Origin of the sequence: Gordonia sputi NBRC 100414 (assembly GCF_000248055.1) — a bacterium.
Taxonomy (GTDB): Bacteria; Actinomycetota; Actinomycetes; order Mycobacteriales; family Mycobacteriaceae; genus Gordonia; species Gordonia sputi.
Genome location: NZ_BAFC01000087.1, coordinates 20,174 through 34,756, shown reverse-complemented (window position 1 = coordinate 34,756; position 14,583 = coordinate 20,174). Strand labels below are relative to the sequence as shown.

Sequence of the window (14,583 nt, the reverse complement as noted above, 5' to 3'; positions counted from 1 at the left end):
GGCCACGCGGGCTAATCGTTGCTGAACGCCTGCCCGATTGTGCGCATTTCGTCGTCGAGGGACTGGTCGACGACGCTCGTGTGATCGGCGCGCGGGTGGGTGACGAACGAGACGTCGGCGCCCGCTGAGCGCAGCCGACGCACCAGTGAGGCCGAGAGTACGTAGGGCACAACAGGATCGAACAGGCCGTGATCGATCCGGATCGGCACATGCCAGTCGTTCGACGGCACCGACGTGTAGTCCGCGAGGGCGTCGGTGAATGCCTTGTCGGTGAAGGCGCGCGCAACGAGCGATCCCGGCGACACCGTGCGCATCGCGTCGGAGAAGTCGCCGGAGCATTTCTCGTGCGCGAGTTCGAGATACTTCTCACCCGTGACGGTCAGGTGATCGCGCACGTTGAGTTCGGGGCGCGCGTGGTCGAGGCCCGCGAGGATGAAGAGCAACAGCCCGCCGACGATGTTTCCCTTGCCAAGACTCGGCACGTTGGGTGTGAACGCACTGAACACCGACTCGATACCCGACGCGGGCGCGGCTGCGACAACCTCGTGTAGCCGCAGCTCAGGGGCATAGCTGGCGGCCATGTGCCCGGCCCAGAGCGCGGCGTGTCCGCCCTGAGAATGGCCCATCGACACCCAGTCGTTGCTCAGCCGAGACTCTTCCCAACGTGCCGCACGCAGCATGTCGAGCACGGAGTGCGCGGCGGCCCGACCACCGAGGTACTCCGTCTGCTCGGCCGTGCCGAGTCCCGCGTAGTCGGTTGCCGTGACCGCATATCCCGCCTTCAGCGCGGCGATGACAGCGGCGTCGACTCCCGACCCCGTCTTGGTCTTCGACGGCGCGCAGGCGTCGCCGATTCCAGTGGTGCCGTGAGCCCAGGAGACGATCTTCCACCCGCCGGGCGGCGGTGTGCCCTGCGGAATCCAGTAGATCCCCGACGATGGCGCACTGTGTCCGGACTGGTCGCGGGTGACGTATTCGACGCGTTCAGCCGCGGCGGCTCCAGGCGGGAGTTGCGCTGCAGGCACACGCTCGCGGCTGATGATCGTCCCACCGGGCACGCGGTCGTCGGCGCTGGCCGCCGGCGCCAGCGCGACGCTCAGCGAAGCCGAAACGACCACGGAGAGAGCAGCGCAGACGCCCCGCGCCAGACCACGTCTCCCCTGTTGCATTCGCACAGGGTAGCGGCGTCGACGATCGGCTGGTTGGGCGTTACTCATCGGCACGCCATCGCTTATCGGCACGCCGTCACTCATCGGTCACGCGTGCGCCGGGGACGGGGCCGCTCGCCGTGCGAACCGCGCGGGCGACGCCCGCTCCCGACAGTTCTGCTGCGACGTTGACCGCCGACACCTCGTCGGCGCACAGGAACGCGCACGTGGGTCCGGAACCGGAGACGATTCCGGCGAGCGCCCCGGCGTCGACACCCGCACGCAGAGTTCGACGCAGCGTCGGCTGCAAGCTCAGTGCGGCACGCTGTAGGTCGTTGTGCAGGTGTGATGCGACGGCGTGGGCGTCGCCGGAGGCCAGCGCAGAGATCAGAGCATCGGGGTGCGCGGTCTCCGGGTCGACGTCGCCTTCTGGGACCTCGTGAGAACCGTTGTCCCGCAACCGGTCCAGCTCGCGGTAGACCGCCGGCGTAGACAGTCCGTCGCGTGCGAGGGCCAACACCCAGTGCAGTTCCCCGCGCGCGAGGACGGGCACGAGTTGCTCGCCGCGACCGGTGCCGAGTGCCGTGCCGCCGCGCAACGAGAACGGGACGTCGCTGCCGAGGCCCGCGGCGATCTCGGCGAGTTCGGAGCGGTCGATGTCGAGCTTCCAGAGAGCCGCCAATGCGACGAGCGTCGCCGCGGCGTCGGCGCTGCCACCCGCCATGCCGCCCGCGACCGGAATGCGCTTGACGATGTCGATCGAGACCGCAGGCTCCCTGCCGACGTACTCACCGAGAGCGATGGCCGCCCGTGCAGCCAGGTTGGTGTTGTCGACCGGGATGTCGGAGACGTCGCGCGAGCCGGACCCCCTGCCGTTGTCCCTGGTCACTGACACGCTCAGCGTTGTGGCGGGGGCGACGGCGACGTCGTCGTAGATCGAGAGCGCCTGAAATACTGTCACGAGATCGTGGTAGCCGTCGGCACGCAACGGACCGACGCCGAGGTGCAGGTTGACCTTTGCAGGCACCCGGACACGCACGGCGTCGGACACGACCGACAGCGACGTAGGAGACACAATGTTCCAGCGTAATGGACTGTGGTCCGGGTGAGGGTCCGGGTGAGGTGGGGAGCTGGCTTCACCAACGTCGCGCTCATCCAGATCGGAGCAGGCTCACAGCAGGCATTCTCTCGACGAGGCCGCCGAGCCACTGCGTGCAAAGCTGCAGTCAGCAGCGGGTGAGGTGCGTCTCGCGAGGACGCCTCGATCTTCTGCGCTCAGCCCCGTGGGTGTCCCCGAGAGAATCAGATTTTCGAAGCCGTCGTCGTTCTCCATCACTGTCAGCGTGTAGAGACGCTCGGTCGCCGACGTGTTCTCGATCCGATGCACCGAACCCGGCGGCAGCACGATGACCGAGCCGGCTCGTAGTGCAACGTCATGAGAATCGCTGTGCGCCAGCCCTTCACCCTGCAACACCACGAAGGTCTCTGTTGACGACGGGTGAGAGTTGTCCGGCTGTGAGCCGCCGGGCTCCCACACCTCGAAACACACCGTTGTCTGCGAGCCGGACGTCCGCGGACCTGACAATACGACGAGCACCACGGTGTCGTCTGGACTGATGCGGTACCCGACTACGTCGTCGACGTGCGCAGACACCGGTGGCGGTATGTCCTTGGTCATCGGACGACTTCCGGGTATGCCAGTGCGGGATGTATGCCGACCGCGGCGGCGCATCGGATCATGCGTCGAGTCGCTTCGGCGTCGGCTTCCTCACGCAGCGCATCCCGGCGGCCGCGCTCCCAGACGGCGTCGCCGCCGACGTGGACTGACGCAATGTTTCTCTGTCCGCACGCCAAGACATACGTCGCGATCGGGTCCCAGATCGGGCCCAGGTGAGGCGTCAACGGGTCGACGACGACGAAATCGGCATACTTTCCCACTTGGAGCGAACCCACCTTGTCGGCAATGCCCACAGCGTCGGCAGCTCCTCGTGTGTGCGCCCACAGAACGGTTGCGGGCGAGAGGATCTGAGGATCGGAGTGCTTGGCACGCTGCAGGTAGAGTCCCGTACGCATGTTCTCGAAGGGGTCGGAGATGTCGGTGCACGACTGATCATCGACACCCATCCCCACGCGCACTCCACGATCGAGCAGCCTCGGAACGTCGGCTATGCCCGAGCCCAGTCTTCCGTTCGACATCGGTTGCCACACAACAGCTGTCCCCGATTCACAGACCCGCTGCACCATCTGTTCCGTCGGATGCACAAAGTGGCCGAACGCGAAATCCTCACCGAGACAACCCGCCGCGTCGTACCAGTCGAACTTCGCCTGCTGAATCCCGAGTTGCTCGGCGGTTTCCACGAAGTGCGCCTGGTTTGTGATCTCGTGCCGTGTCATCAACTCGCGCTCGCGTTCGGCTGTGGCAGGCGACGACGACCACTGCACGGAACCATAGACCGAGCCGCCGAGATTCGACGACGCGTCGATCGTCGACAGGTGGGCCATCACTGCGTCGAATCCGGCAACCGCGTCTCCGAGGGGCAATTGTTCGTCATCGAGACGGACGCTCGTCACCGACCGGATTCCGGAGTGCATCACACCGTCGACCTGTCGTGTCACGAACTCCGGCTCGTTGATCTGCTCTGCACGCAGAGTCGAAGAGCCGTAGTCGAAGAGCGACACGACCCTCGACTGCGTGAAGTTGTAAACCGAGGTGATGCCCGCTGCCAGGTGATCTGATGCACCCGCGAGCGATAGCCAGTACATGTCATCCGGTTGCGCATGCGAAAGCATCAGACTGTTCGTGCTGACCCACTCGTAGAGCGGACTTGTCGCGGCGACCCCGCGCATCGCTCCGGTGTAGATGTGACTGTGCGCTGAGACAAAACCCGGTGCGAGAAAACAGTTGTGCAAGTCGCGATAGGCGTCAGCGCCGGTTGGCGGCGTCCCATCGCCGAGCGCCGTGATTCGACCATCGGACACCGAAATCCAACCGTGGAACCAGTCGCGTTCGCCGTCGACGGGGAGAACCGTCGCATTGTGGAACACAGTCGAACTCATCCCGGTAACACCTCGGTCTCCCACTCATCGCCAGTCTTGCGGACGAAGCGAATTCGTCGCGATGGGCCGACAGGGTCGCCACGCCAGAACGTAATCTCGCAGGGCGTCAACATATAGCCGGCCCACGTCGGCGGAGGGTCGAGCTGGTCGTGTTGGGTGTCAAAACGGGCCCACGCATCGCGGCGATCTCCTTGCCGACGATGCGCCATCTCGACGTCGTTGCACCATGCCAAGATTTGAAGGTAGCGCGTACGTCTGGCGTAGGCGTCGGCGGCCTCTGTGGGATCGACCGGTCGCACATCGCCATACATCACCACCTGCTTCCCCTCGGTCGGCCACACCAGCGCGCACGCCGCTCGGGGCGAACGTGCGATCTGCTCGGCCTTGTCTGAGCGAGAATCCGTGTGGAAATACACTGCGGTGTCGTCACTTTCGGACAACAACACGTGACGCACACGCGGATAACCGTCGACACCATTCGTCGCCAGCGACATCAGCGGCGGAGCGCCTTCTCCACCTGACCTCGTCCATCTCCCGAGCAAAGTGAGAGGGTCGACACTGCGTTCCTCATCGGGCTCACAGTCGACGCCGAAATCCGCACTGCTGGTGATCATGCGCGTACCCGTCCCGGATCGAAGACCGCGACGTCACCCAACCCCGACACCAGGTCACTCACGCGTCGCTCGAACAAGTCGGCTCCCGTCAGAGCGTCAGCGCCGGTGGGATCACCGACGACTCCGGACTCATCGAAATCGGTTGAGAGCCAACCGAATTTGATGGACTTCGTAAAACCGACGTGCTCGTAGTCGGCAACCTTGTCCGCGACTGCGGCCACCGCACGGTCCATGTGTACGAGATCAGGTCGGACATGCAGCATCATCGAGGTCTCAGCCCATCCCGCGTGAATACCGAGTCCGCGTTCGGTAGGGCCTGGCGTCGCAGGTCCAGATGAAAAGAACGTCTGCAAGTCGAATCGTCGACGTAACTCGCGTGCTGCCACCTCGATCAGTGCGGAGTTACCACCGTGGGCATTGATCACCAGCAGACGTCTCGCCGGTGTCGAGGACATGGCCGATCCCAGATCGATGAGAGTTTCCAGAAGAGTCGACGCACGCAGCCATAGTGTCCCGGGAAGTCGCGCGTGCTCATCGGACTTTGTGTACGCCAACGCAGGCAGCAACCACACGTCATGCCCTGCGGCCGCGCCACGGTCGACGACCTCGGCGGCGATCGACTCAGCCATGATCAGGTCCGTCGACAACGGCAGGTGCGGGCCGTGCGGTTCGATAGCCCCTGTCGGCAGCACCAGGACGGAGTCACGACCGAGTGCGTCGGCTACCTCCGCAGTGGTCAGGTCCGCGTATCGCCTCGTTGCGGTGCTCACATCCACCTCCCCGGATTCAGCAACCCCTTCGGATCAGTGCGCGCCGCAACAGCTTTCACCCGATCAGCATCGAGATCCACGTACCATTGGTGCGGCGAATGGACGTTGACACCCAGTGCTTCCAATTTGTCGACACCCTCCATGATCTGTTCAGGGCTGTGGTAGATCCCGTTGAGCATGCCGAACATCATTTCGTGTCCCATTTCGAGGTGGACCATTCCGCCGTCATAGACGGCCTCTACCTCGTCGAGCCTCTCGACCAGTGCATCGCCGCGACATTCCATGTGAAAGTACTTGTCCGGCTGCGCTTTCTGAAGCCACCAGGTCGGGTGGTTGTACGAGAGCGTCGAGAGCTTCACGGTCTGCGCAATTCCCTCTCGCACCGCCTCGACGCGACCTCCCGCGGACACGACTCGGTCACACAGATCGTCTACGCACGCGACATCGACGATCCCCCTCACGCTTGCGCGGCCTCGCACGAGCGCAGGATCAGCCGGCAACGAATCGACAACCTCAGCGCGATCGGCGGAGAGTAGACGTGGTGCGGGGTCGAGCGACGCGGCGTCCAACGCCACTGCGAACGCGTCATGGTGGTCTGCGAAACTCGTGTACACACTGCGCCACTGCTGGAGCGGCTCGACGCGAACTCGGGCCCCGACGATCACACCGGCAACACCGTAGGTGTGGACCAATGGCTGCGCGTCGTCGCCTTCGAGGTGTACCAACTCTGCGTCCTCGGTGGCGTACACGACGTCGAGGGCGTCGACGAATCCCTGGTGATTACGGCCGTGCACGATCGTCCCGGTACCCGCCGAACCGCCCGCAAGAAACCCGCCGAGGGTCGACTGGACCGTCGAGGGGTACATCCACAGCTGTGAGCCGTTGTCCCACGCGTGTTGCTCGAGGGTAATCATGCGTGAGCCAGCCTGGGCCGTGATGCACCGCTCGTCGATGTCGTGGATGGCCGTGAGCGATGTCATGTCCATGACCAACCCACCGAAGCGTGGGACAACCTGGCCGTAATTACCTGTTCCCTTTCCCCTCGTGGTCAGCGGCACACCGCGACGCACAGCAGCACTGACGATCTGCGGGACGACCTCGGGATTTCGTGGAAAGCAGACGAGATCCGGCCGGCCGAGATCCTGCGCGGACAGGATCGGACTCATCCCGGATCCGTCGCGGGACGCGCGTGTGATTGCACGCGGCAACGAGCTGACACCGCGAGGGCCGAGTATCGAGAGAAGGTCGTCGGCCAATGCTTCGACGTCATCCGGCCCGAATTCGGGCCTCCCGTCCTGCCGATGGGAACCGAACACCGGTGCCGACATCAGTTCATCCCCACCGAAGGATCGATGAACTGGTTGGTCGCAACCTTGTCGGGTGTCAGACCATCGGCTACCGGTGTCTTCTGCTTGGCATAGATGGGCGTGGTGATGTCGATGATGCGCTGGACCCGGGTTTCATCGAAGTCACCGACGGTCGCGTTGTTGGTGCCGTTCCCAACCAGCTTGAGTTGCGACATCGTCTGGTCCGCGTACTCCGCGTTGCGCTCTGAGTACGTCCAGCCGGTGTTGTACTCCTTCACCGCGTCGAGGATGACTTTGTTCGCGGTCTCGGGCGATTTCGCGTAGTCGGCGACCCCACGCTGCATCACCGGCACCAGCTTCTTGAGACACGCCGACTGCTTCTCCAGGTCACCCGAACGCACCGACAAAGCTGACTTGTAGGTGGGGAAACCGACATCGTTGAGCAGCTGGTACTTCACCGGCTTCTTCCAGCCGTCCACTTCCTCCTCGTAGATCTGGGGCTCGGCACTCGCATAACCCTGCTGCGCCTTCTTGCCGCCTGCTGCGACGAAGTTGGCAGGAGTGCCGTCGTAACTCGCGTCAACCTGCTGCGTGTTCAGGATGCCTGCGCCTGTCAAATAGCTCATCCATGTGGTGCCCTCGAAGTACAAGACGGTCGCGTCGACATTCTTGAGGTCAGCAATCCCTTTTACCTGTGGATACGTCGCCGGGTCCCACATGATCATCTGCGGTGAGACGTCGAGCGGTGCCATCACGGCCGTGATCGGCTTGTTCTTGGACATTTGAACCGCCTGGTCGGTGTCGACGTACCCGAGCGTGATCGAATCGTCCGAGTACATCTGTGCGGTCACCGACTGATTGCCGATCGCAGGTCCGCCCGCGCGGATCTCGAGGTCGACGCCGGTGTACTGCCCGCGGTCGAACAGCGGACCGACGACCTTCTTGGCCGATGCATCGATCTTCGGATTCGGCCCCAGCAATTGATACAGGTGGCCATGCTCGGCTTCCGGATACCAATCGGTCTGCACCACAACGGTCTTGGGACAATCGACACTGAGATTGACCGGTCCGATCGAGCCGGTGTAACCGGATCCTCCGGTATTCGACGATCCCCCACATCCGGCAGCCGCCACGACGACTGCCGCTGCCGCAGAGGCGGCGAAGAGGGTACGAAAGCCTGCAGAATTGATTTTCATGTTTTCCTCATCGTGTGAACGAGCGACACTCGATGGAATCGAGTGTTCAGTGACGAAATATGTTGGGGGTGAGCTACTTCTGGTACCAGCGCCCGACAATTCGGTTTCCGAGCCAGCCGAAGAACCAGAACACGGCGACACCAAGGAGCGATGCAAGCAGGATTGCCGCAAAAAGTTCCGGGGCTTCAAGACGGGACCGATAATTGTCGATCAGAATTCCGATACCGGGGTTGCCCTGCTTGAAGAAGAAATCACCGACGATGGCGCCGACCACTGCGAGACCCGCCGAGATACGAAGGCCCGCGAATATCGCCGGCATGGCCGCGGGGAACTCGAGTTTGCGGAGCACCGTCATCCGGCTCGGATGGTGCAGCGCGAACAGGTCGCGCATCCTGGGGTCAACCGACTGGAATCCGAAGAGCGTGTTCGACACGATGGGGAACAACGCGATCAACACGCACACGAATACCCGTGCACCAAAACCGAATCCGAACCAGAATCCAACGAGGGGAACCAATGCAAGGATCGGAATGCACTGCAATACAACAGCATACGGGAACAGCGCATTCTCCATCGTCTTCGAATGTGCCATCGCTATGGCCCAGGCGATGCCGACGACCGCCGCGATCAGCAGTCCCGTGAGAGCAACCGCCGCAGTGCGCCCGAGCGCTTGCCACATCTCGGGGGCCGAGTCACCGAACAGGCCGTCGCGGACCACTTCCTGGGGCGGTGGCATCAGGAAGCGTCTGGACGCGTCGAGCACCACATAGCTGACCAGATACCAGGCCCCAATGACGATCGCGAACACGAGCAGCGGCGCAACCGTGCGACGCACCTTTTGTACCCACGTAGCGCGATTGCGCATTGGCGGAGTCGCCAGCGCTAGATCAGCGGTGGCGGAGACAGCGGTGGCGGCTGCGTCCGGTCCGGGCCCGGTGGCTGTGGAGTTGGTCATGAGTGCGCCTCTCGTAGTGCGACCGACACTCGTTCGGTGAGGTCAGTGAACTCGCGGTCAAATCGGAGGTCGGGCGAGCGCGGGTAGTCGAACGGGACGTCGAACTCTCCGACAATGGTCCCGGGCCGTCCGGACATCACGACCACCCGCGTGGACAGATAGACGGCCTCGCTCACCGAGTGCGTGATGAAGAGACCGGCGAATGTCGTGCGGTCGAATAGCTCGGTCAATTCCTGGCCAAGACGCTGGCGGGTGATCTCGTCGAGCGCCGCGAAGGGCTCGTCGAAAAGGAACAGCTGTGGATCGACGGTCAGTGACCGAGCAAGCGAGACGCGCATCCGCATGCCTCCGGAGAGCATGTGCGGCAGGTGATCTCCGAATCCATCAAGCCCCACTAGTTCGAGAGCCGCCGAGGCGCGACTACGTCGCTCCCGCTTTCCGACACCGTCGAGTTCCGCCAGGAGCGCAACGTTGTCTGCGACTGAACGCCACGGAAGCAGGGTCGCGTCCTGGAAGACATAGCCGATGCGGTCAGCACCACATTGCATGTAACCGTCGGATATCGTCTCCAGTCCAGCGGACAACCGCAGAAGCGTCGATTTCCCGCAACCCGAGGGTCCGACGACAGAGACGAACTCTCCCTCGCGCACTTCGAGGTTCACATCGTGGAGGGCGTGGGTCCCATCGGGGAAGCGGAGGTCGACGTGCTCAAAGCCAACCACCGGATGCCCGGTGGTCACTGAGTCCGATGGTGGTGATGTCGATGTCATGGTGTCCTTCACGATCAACGGATGTTCGATTCTTGTAACAGATCTGCCGAGATAGATTGGTAGTCAGTCGAATACCGACCAGGTGCTCGACTTTGTTCGGGAGATGATCCGGCCGTCGACAATGACGACACGAGCATCGGGTGTTGTGGCCATGGCCTCGATCTGGTCGGCACCCCGCACCGCCATGAAGTCTGCGAGTGCTCCCACGACCGGGCCCGCCTCGGCCAAGCCCAACACCGAGCGCGCCGATGATGTCACGAGATCAATTGCTGTTGCGGGTATTTGATGGCCAGCAGTGACAAGCAGTGAGGCTGTCTCGAGCGCATCACCACTTCCCATCGGATTGAACGGATCTCGTATGTTGTCGGCGCCGGCGGCAACCCTTACACCTCCATCCGCGAGCGCAGAGAGGGGCGCGATTCCACGCGGCGCCCCGCGACCGTCGTCTGCGCGGCCCTGAAGATAGAGGTTGGTGATCGGCAGTGCGACGACCGAGATTCCGGAGTTTCGCAGCGCGTCAATCGATGTCGACAGCTCCTGCCGATCCATCGTCGAGAGTCGGCAACAGTGTCCGGCGGTACGCACAACGTCGGCCGGCCAGTGCGCCACGAGTTCGGCATACGTGCCAATCGTTGTGTGATCGCCCGCAAGAAACTCGTCGGTGTGCAGATCGACGCCCACACAGCGTGTTTCGGCGATGTGGATGAGGCGGGCGACTTCTGCCACTGGATCGTCGGCGATGTGTGGCGCACCTCCGACTAGATCGGCGCCGACGTCAAGTGCACCGTGGATCACGTCGTCGGGCGTTCCCGGCGGCGCAAGCAGTGCGATCTGAATCGTCATGAAGGGCCGGAGTTCATGCCGAACGCGATCTATCGCACGGATGGCGCGATAGGGATCGTCATCGGCAAGCACGTCGACATGCGTCCGGACGGCTGTGGTTCCTCGTTCCAGCATCGTGGTGGCGGCTCGATGGGCACGCCGATAGAACGACTCCTCGTCGAACCTCTCGGCACCCGCTCGCCAACAGTCGATGGCGGCGCCGAGGTCTCCGACCTGCGGATTCAGTACGTTCCATGACAACGCCTTGTCCAGGTGAGCATGCGGGTCGGCCGCCGGGGGCAGCAGCACGTGATCGTCGAGAACCAGGTGACCGTCGACTTCGCCGATCGAGCCTCCGGGCGCGATGTTCTTGACCCGCGCCCTGCCGTCGACGCCACGATCCAACAACACGTCAATCATCTCGCCAGTGCGCGAGCGTGCGGTGATCAGCCGAAGCGTCGGCAAATCAGAAGCTGGCATGTGGTTCTCCGAAGGTGTCGGCTGCGATATCGAGTAATGCAGACCAAGGCTGTAGCGGTCCCGCCTGGCTGGGCGACGGGGATTGTTGATGTGGTCAACATCGATCAAATTACGGTCGTCCTATTGCCGACTTGTTACGCCCAAGCGATGGATGTGTGACAAGTGTGGAGGTGAGACGCTACGGGTCGACCGAATGCAGGACCAGGGTGTCGACACACCTCTCCGTAAGGGGCGCAGAGGAATTGGTGTCCCGGCTATCGTGATCATCAACGTCAATTCCGTGCGTTGTACGCAACTGACCATGGTCAGTGCCATTGCGACAGGCGGTGACGACCGAGACAAGACGACCGAGACAACAGGAGTGGTCCAGTGGCTCTCGCCAACCCCGATCCCGCACAGGAGGCCCTGGGTGCCGAGATCCGTAGAAGGAGAAGGGACAAGGGTGTCACGCTCGCGCAGCTTGCCGCCGAGGCGGACATCTCTCATCCATTCTTGTCCCAGCTCGAGCGAGGTTATGCCAGGCCATCGATGGTCACGCTCGAACGCATCGCATCAGCGCTGGGAACAACCCAGGTCAGCCTGATGCTCGCGGCCGCTCCCCCTCAAACGTCGGCACCGCAGGAGGTGACACTCCCTGCCGGCGCGGCACTTGTTCGCAACGAGGAGGGCACCGCGCTACCACGCACCGGAGGGAACGGCGAGGAGAGTTACACCCGACTGCTGGTGCGTGGGGACGCCGCCTTCTATCCGCAGGAAAACGTCATCCGGAGCACGGGGTTCGACCGGTACTACCAACATCACCAGGACGAGTGGGTGCACGTGATCGAAGGGAGTATCGAGGTCGACCTCGGCGAGAGCGAAACGATCGAATTGCGAGCGGGTGACAGCCTTTACTATGCTGGCAACATTCCTCACCGCTGGCGACTGAGTCACGGCCATATCGCTCGATTGATCGTCGTACAGGCCTCGGGGTAGGAATAGCGGTTCCTTGGCTGGGAACCCGACGGAGACCTTCCATTGAGGAGTTCTCATGTCAACCGATTCACAACCTGAAAATGGCAGTAGCGCAACATCTTCCGACGACAACCACCGCGAGAGCAGTGATGTTTTGTCCGCTGGCCCCGGCGGACTCATCGATGTGCGAATCATCGAACGTCGTCAACTGACCGATCGCGTCGACGAGTTCACGTTTGCCCCCATCCAGTCGAATTCACTCCCCCACTGGTCGCCCGGTTCACACATCGACGTCCACACTCCCGCAGGCGTAGTCCGCCAGTACTCTCTCACTTCTGACCCCGATGACCACGGCCACTATCGCATCGCGGTCGCCAAGTGCGAGGACGGACGCGGCGGTTCGCTATCTCTCCACCACGGGTCGCATGAAGCTTCTGTACTTCGAATCAGTCCGCCACGCAACCACTTTGCACTTACGCGTGCGCTCAAGTATGTGTTTGTTGCCGGCGGAATAGGCATTACTCCACTGATCTCGCTGGTGGCCGAAGCCGAAAGCAAAGGTCGCCCATGGAGTCTCCTTTACACAGGTGCCGACCAAGCTCACATGGCATATGCAACAGAGCTTTGCGAGCGATACGGCGACCGAGTCGTCATCCACTCGTCGTCGAACGAGGGACGTGTGACTCTGTTCGACCAGCTCGCGGGCCTCCCACCCGGCACCGCTGTGTACACCTGCGGACCTGAGTCGCTGATCGCCGACGCCACAGCTGCCTGCGCGGACCAACACGCCGTCGATGTGTTCTATGAGCGTTTCGCCGCAACCGACAATGCGGCAGCACAGGACTCACCCTTCGAGGTCTCCCTGGCATTGTCTGGCAGGACGGTCGAGGTACCGATTGGCCGGTCCATTTTGGATGTGTTCGACGACGAGGGGATCGTGACGGTGTCGTCGTGTCGCGAAGGTGTGTGCGGAACCTGTGAGGCTGAGGTCGTCAGCGGTGAGGTCGAGCATCGCGATTCGGTGCTGACATCTGAGGAACGCGCCGAGAACGAAACAATGATGCTTTGTGTATCCCGTTGCACCAGCGGACGTTTGGTTCTTGATCTATGAGCAGCACGCGACTGCAGAACGCCCTGGCTGTCGTCGGCGCGTGCGCCGAAACGGCCGATGCCGTAGTGGTCGACGATGGACTCATCGTCGAGAACCACACGGCACTCGCCGGTGAGCCCGAAGTCGTCGACTGCACCGACTGCGTCGTCACTCCAGGTCTGGTCAATGCACACCATCACCTACTGCAAAGTGCCTTTCGAACATTGCCCGGCAGCAGATTCCAGCCGATGCACGAATGGTTGCGGATCATGGGCGCCGCGTACCGCGGGCTTCGAGTCGATCCAGACCTGGCCGGTGCAGCAGCAGCGGTCGGGCTCGCGGAGTCGGTGTTGGCGGGCGTCACAACCATCGCCGACCATCACCTGACCTGGCCTGCGGACATTGATTCGGTCGAGTTGGCAGGCGCGACGATCGCGGCGGCCCACGATCTCGGTGCACGACTCGTCTTTGTCCGCGGTACCGCGCGCGACGATCCCTGGGCCGCAGCCGATTCCGTGCGAGCGATTCACGCCGCTTACCTGGGTTCGACGTCGGGTGGCATCAGCGACGACGGAATGCTTCAACTGGCCACCGGCCCGTCGGGCGTGCATGCCGACTCGAAGGAGACTTTTCACGAACTGGGCCGCGCGGCAACGGAATTGGGGCTACGGAGACGCACTCAGGCAAATGAGCAGATCGACGTCGCCATTGCGTGCGAGCGCTACGGCGCTCGCCCTCTGAGGCTTCTCGAGGATTGGGGCTGGCTCGATACCGATGTCACGGTCGCTCACCTCTGTGATGTCACTGACGACGAAGTGCTTCGACTCGCGGAGGCCGGAGTACACGCGACTCATGCACCGGGGTGCGACATTCCCATGGGCTGGGGCATCGCGCCCGTCGCGGACCTACTCGAGGCCGGGATCGTCGTCGGCCTCGGGACAAGCGGAGGCGGCAGCAACGACGGTGGACATCTGCTGGCCGACGCGCGGCTCGCGATGCAGGCTTCGGGATTGACGGGTCGGCCTCTCTCCGCGCGCACCCTCGTCGAGGCGGCAACGCGCGGATCCGCTGCGGGACTGGGTCGCAGCGAGCTCGGCCGATTGGAGGTAGGTGCGGCAGCCGACCTCTGCGTATGGGATTGCGGAGACGTTTCCGATGCCGGTGTCGGCGACCCCATAGATGGTCTGCTGTGGGCGTCGCCGGGCAGAAAGCCGCGGGACGTGATGATCGCGGGACGCTGGGTGGTGCGCGACTATCACTTGGTGTCCCAGGACTCGCGCGCAATCGCCTGGCGGCTACGGACACTCGTGGAGCAGCGCGCGGCGGCGTCCGGATAGACGCGCCGTTCGCGGCACGAGACGCCCAATCGGCGGCGTGGAGCGTACAGTCGACGGTCTCGAGCGCCCAGTCGGCAGTCTCG

14 protein-coding genes are annotated in these 14,583 nt (G+C 63.1%); 3 read left to right on the top strand and 11 right to left on the bottom strand.

Translation table 11 applies throughout. From position 1 onward, the window contains the following. Nucleotides 1-11: 11 nt before the first annotated feature. The 11 genes from GOSPT_RS14785 to GOSPT_RS14735 all read right to left on the bottom strand — a co-directional run bounded on the left by GOSPT_RS14785 (nucleotide 12) and on the right by GOSPT_RS14735 (nucleotide 11,119). Nucleotides 12-1,169, bottom strand: coding sequence for a lipase family protein (locus tag GOSPT_RS14785; RefSeq protein WP_005207193.1), 1,158 nt, complete (start codon nucleotides 1,167-1,169; stop codon nucleotides 12-14). Between the two features lie 76 nt (nucleotides 1,170-1,245). Next, nucleotides 1,246-2,223 carry a 4-(cytidine 5'-diphospho)-2-C-methyl-D-erythritol kinase gene (locus GOSPT_RS14780; protein WP_005207192.1) on the bottom strand — a complete coding sequence of 326 codons (978 nt, stop codon included), beginning with the start codon at nucleotides 2,221-2,223 and terminating at the stop codon, nucleotides 1,246-1,248. A gap of 96 nt (nucleotides 2,224-2,319) precedes the next feature. Further along, nucleotides 2,320-2,826, bottom strand: coding sequence for a cupin domain-containing protein (locus GOSPT_RS14775; RefSeq protein ID WP_005207191.1), 507 nt, complete (start codon nucleotides 2,824-2,826; stop codon nucleotides 2,320-2,322). Then, nucleotides 2,823-4,205, bottom strand: a complete 1,383-nt coding sequence (locus GOSPT_RS14770) for an amidohydrolase family protein (protein ID WP_005207190.1) — start codon at nucleotides 4,203-4,205, stop codon at nucleotides 2,823-2,825. Before GOSPT_RS14770 ends, GOSPT_RS14775 begins: the two co-directional genes overlap by 4 nt. Further along, nucleotides 4,202-4,699 carry a pyridoxamine 5'-phosphate oxidase family protein gene (locus GOSPT_RS14765; protein WP_231894565.1) on the bottom strand — a complete coding sequence of 166 codons (498 nt, stop codon included), beginning with the start codon at nucleotides 4,697-4,699 and terminating at the stop codon, nucleotides 4,202-4,204. Before GOSPT_RS14765 ends, GOSPT_RS14770 begins: the two co-directional genes overlap by 4 nt. Before the next feature lie 116 nt (nucleotides 4,700-4,815). Continuing rightward, complete coding sequence (locus GOSPT_RS14760; protein ID WP_005207188.1) at nucleotides 4,816-5,589, bottom strand: creatininase family protein; 774 nt, start codon at nucleotides 5,587-5,589, stop codon at nucleotides 4,816-4,818. Continuing rightward, nucleotides 5,586-6,917 (bottom strand): FAD-binding oxidoreductase, encoded by a 1,332-nt coding sequence (locus GOSPT_RS14755; RefSeq protein WP_005207187.1) that lies wholly within the window; start codon nucleotides 6,915-6,917, stop codon nucleotides 5,586-5,588. The genes GOSPT_RS14760 and GOSPT_RS14755 overlap by 4 nt, the downstream gene beginning before the upstream one ends. Continuing rightward, nucleotides 6,917-8,092, bottom strand: coding sequence for an ABC transporter substrate-binding protein (locus tag GOSPT_RS14750; RefSeq protein ID WP_005207184.1), 1,176 nt, complete (start codon nucleotides 8,090-8,092; stop codon nucleotides 6,917-6,919). Before GOSPT_RS14750 ends, GOSPT_RS14755 begins: the two co-directional genes overlap by 1 nt. Nucleotides 8,093-8,165: 73 nt before the next feature. After that, nucleotides 8,166-9,047, bottom strand: a complete 882-nt coding sequence (locus GOSPT_RS14745; protein WP_005207182.1) for an ABC transporter permease — start codon at nucleotides 9,045-9,047, stop codon at nucleotides 8,166-8,168. Then, nucleotides 9,044-9,817 (bottom strand): ABC transporter ATP-binding protein, encoded by a 774-nt coding sequence (locus tag GOSPT_RS14740; RefSeq protein WP_051993929.1) that lies wholly within the window; start codon nucleotides 9,815-9,817, stop codon nucleotides 9,044-9,046. The genes GOSPT_RS14745 and GOSPT_RS14740 overlap by 4 nt, the downstream gene beginning before the upstream one ends. Nucleotides 9,818-9,880: 63 nt before the next feature. Continuing rightward, entirely contained in the window at nucleotides 9,881-11,119 is a 1,239-nt protein-coding gene (locus GOSPT_RS14735) for an amidohydrolase family protein (RefSeq protein WP_005207179.1), read from the bottom strand. Nucleotides 11,120-11,488: 369 nt separating this feature from the next. Here GOSPT_RS14735 and GOSPT_RS14730 point away from each other — a divergent pair, with 369 nt between their 5' ends. Genes GOSPT_RS14730 through GOSPT_RS14720 form a run of 3 tightly spaced genes read left to right on the top strand, consistent with a single transcriptional unit; the run spans nucleotide 11,489 to nucleotide 14,500 of the window. Beyond that, complete coding sequence (locus tag GOSPT_RS14730) at nucleotides 11,489-12,094, top strand: helix-turn-helix domain-containing protein (protein WP_005207177.1); 606 nt, start codon at nucleotides 11,489-11,491, stop codon at nucleotides 12,092-12,094. Between the two features lie 55 nt (nucleotides 12,095-12,149). Continuing rightward, nucleotides 12,150-13,184, top strand: coding sequence for a PDR/VanB family oxidoreductase (locus GOSPT_RS14725; protein ID WP_005207175.1), 1,035 nt, complete (start codon nucleotides 12,150-12,152; stop codon nucleotides 13,182-13,184). Then, the gene (locus GOSPT_RS14720; RefSeq protein WP_005207174.1) at nucleotides 13,181-14,500 is read left to right on the top strand and encodes an amidohydrolase family protein; all 1,320 of its coding nucleotides are present in this window, start codon (nucleotides 13,181-13,183) and stop codon (nucleotides 14,498-14,500) included. The genes GOSPT_RS14725 and GOSPT_RS14720 overlap by 4 nt, the downstream gene beginning before the upstream one ends. Nucleotides 14,501-14,583 lie beyond the last annotated feature (83 nt).

Excerpts from the sequence above, each read along its gene's own strand:
- GOSPT_RS14775 (WP_005207191.1), bottom strand. The coding sequence starts at position 2,826 with ATGACCAAGGACATACCGCCACCGGTGTCTGCGCACGTCGACGACGTA.
- GOSPT_RS14785 (WP_005207193.1), bottom strand. The coding sequence starts at position 1,169 with ATGCAACAGGGGAGACGTGGTCTGGCGCGGGGCGTCTGCGCTGCTCTC.
- GOSPT_RS14735 (WP_005207179.1), bottom strand. The coding sequence starts at position 11,119 with ATGCCAGCTTCTGATTTGCCGACGCTTCGGCTGATCACCGCACGCTCG.
- GOSPT_RS14770 (WP_005207190.1), bottom strand. The coding sequence starts at position 4,205 with ATGAGTTCGACTGTGTTCCACAATGCGACGGTTCTCCCCGTCGACGGC.
- GOSPT_RS14745 (WP_005207182.1), bottom strand. The coding sequence starts at position 9,047 with ATGACCAACTCCACAGCCACCGGGCCCGGACCGGACGCAGCCGCCACC.
- GOSPT_RS14765 (WP_231894565.1), bottom strand. The coding sequence starts at position 4,699 with ATGTCGCTGGCGACGAATGGTGTCGACGGTTATCCGCGTGTGCGTCAC.
- GOSPT_RS14740 (WP_051993929.1), bottom strand. The coding sequence starts at position 9,817 with ATGACATCGACATCACCACCATCGGACTCAGTGACCACCGGGCATCCG.
- GOSPT_RS14755 (WP_005207187.1), bottom strand. The coding sequence starts at position 6,917 with ATGTCGGCACCGGTGTTCGGTTCCCATCGGCAGGACGGGAGGCCCGAA.
- GOSPT_RS14720 (WP_005207174.1), top strand. The coding sequence starts at position 13,181 with ATGAGCAGCACGCGACTGCAGAACGCCCTGGCTGTCGTCGGCGCGTGC.
- GOSPT_RS14725 (WP_005207175.1), top strand. The coding sequence starts at position 12,150 with ATGTCAACCGATTCACAACCTGAAAATGGCAGTAGCGCAACATCTTCC.
- GOSPT_RS14750 (WP_005207184.1), bottom strand. The coding sequence starts at position 8,092 with ATGAAAATCAATTCTGCAGGCTTTCGTACCCTCTTCGCCGCCTCTGCG.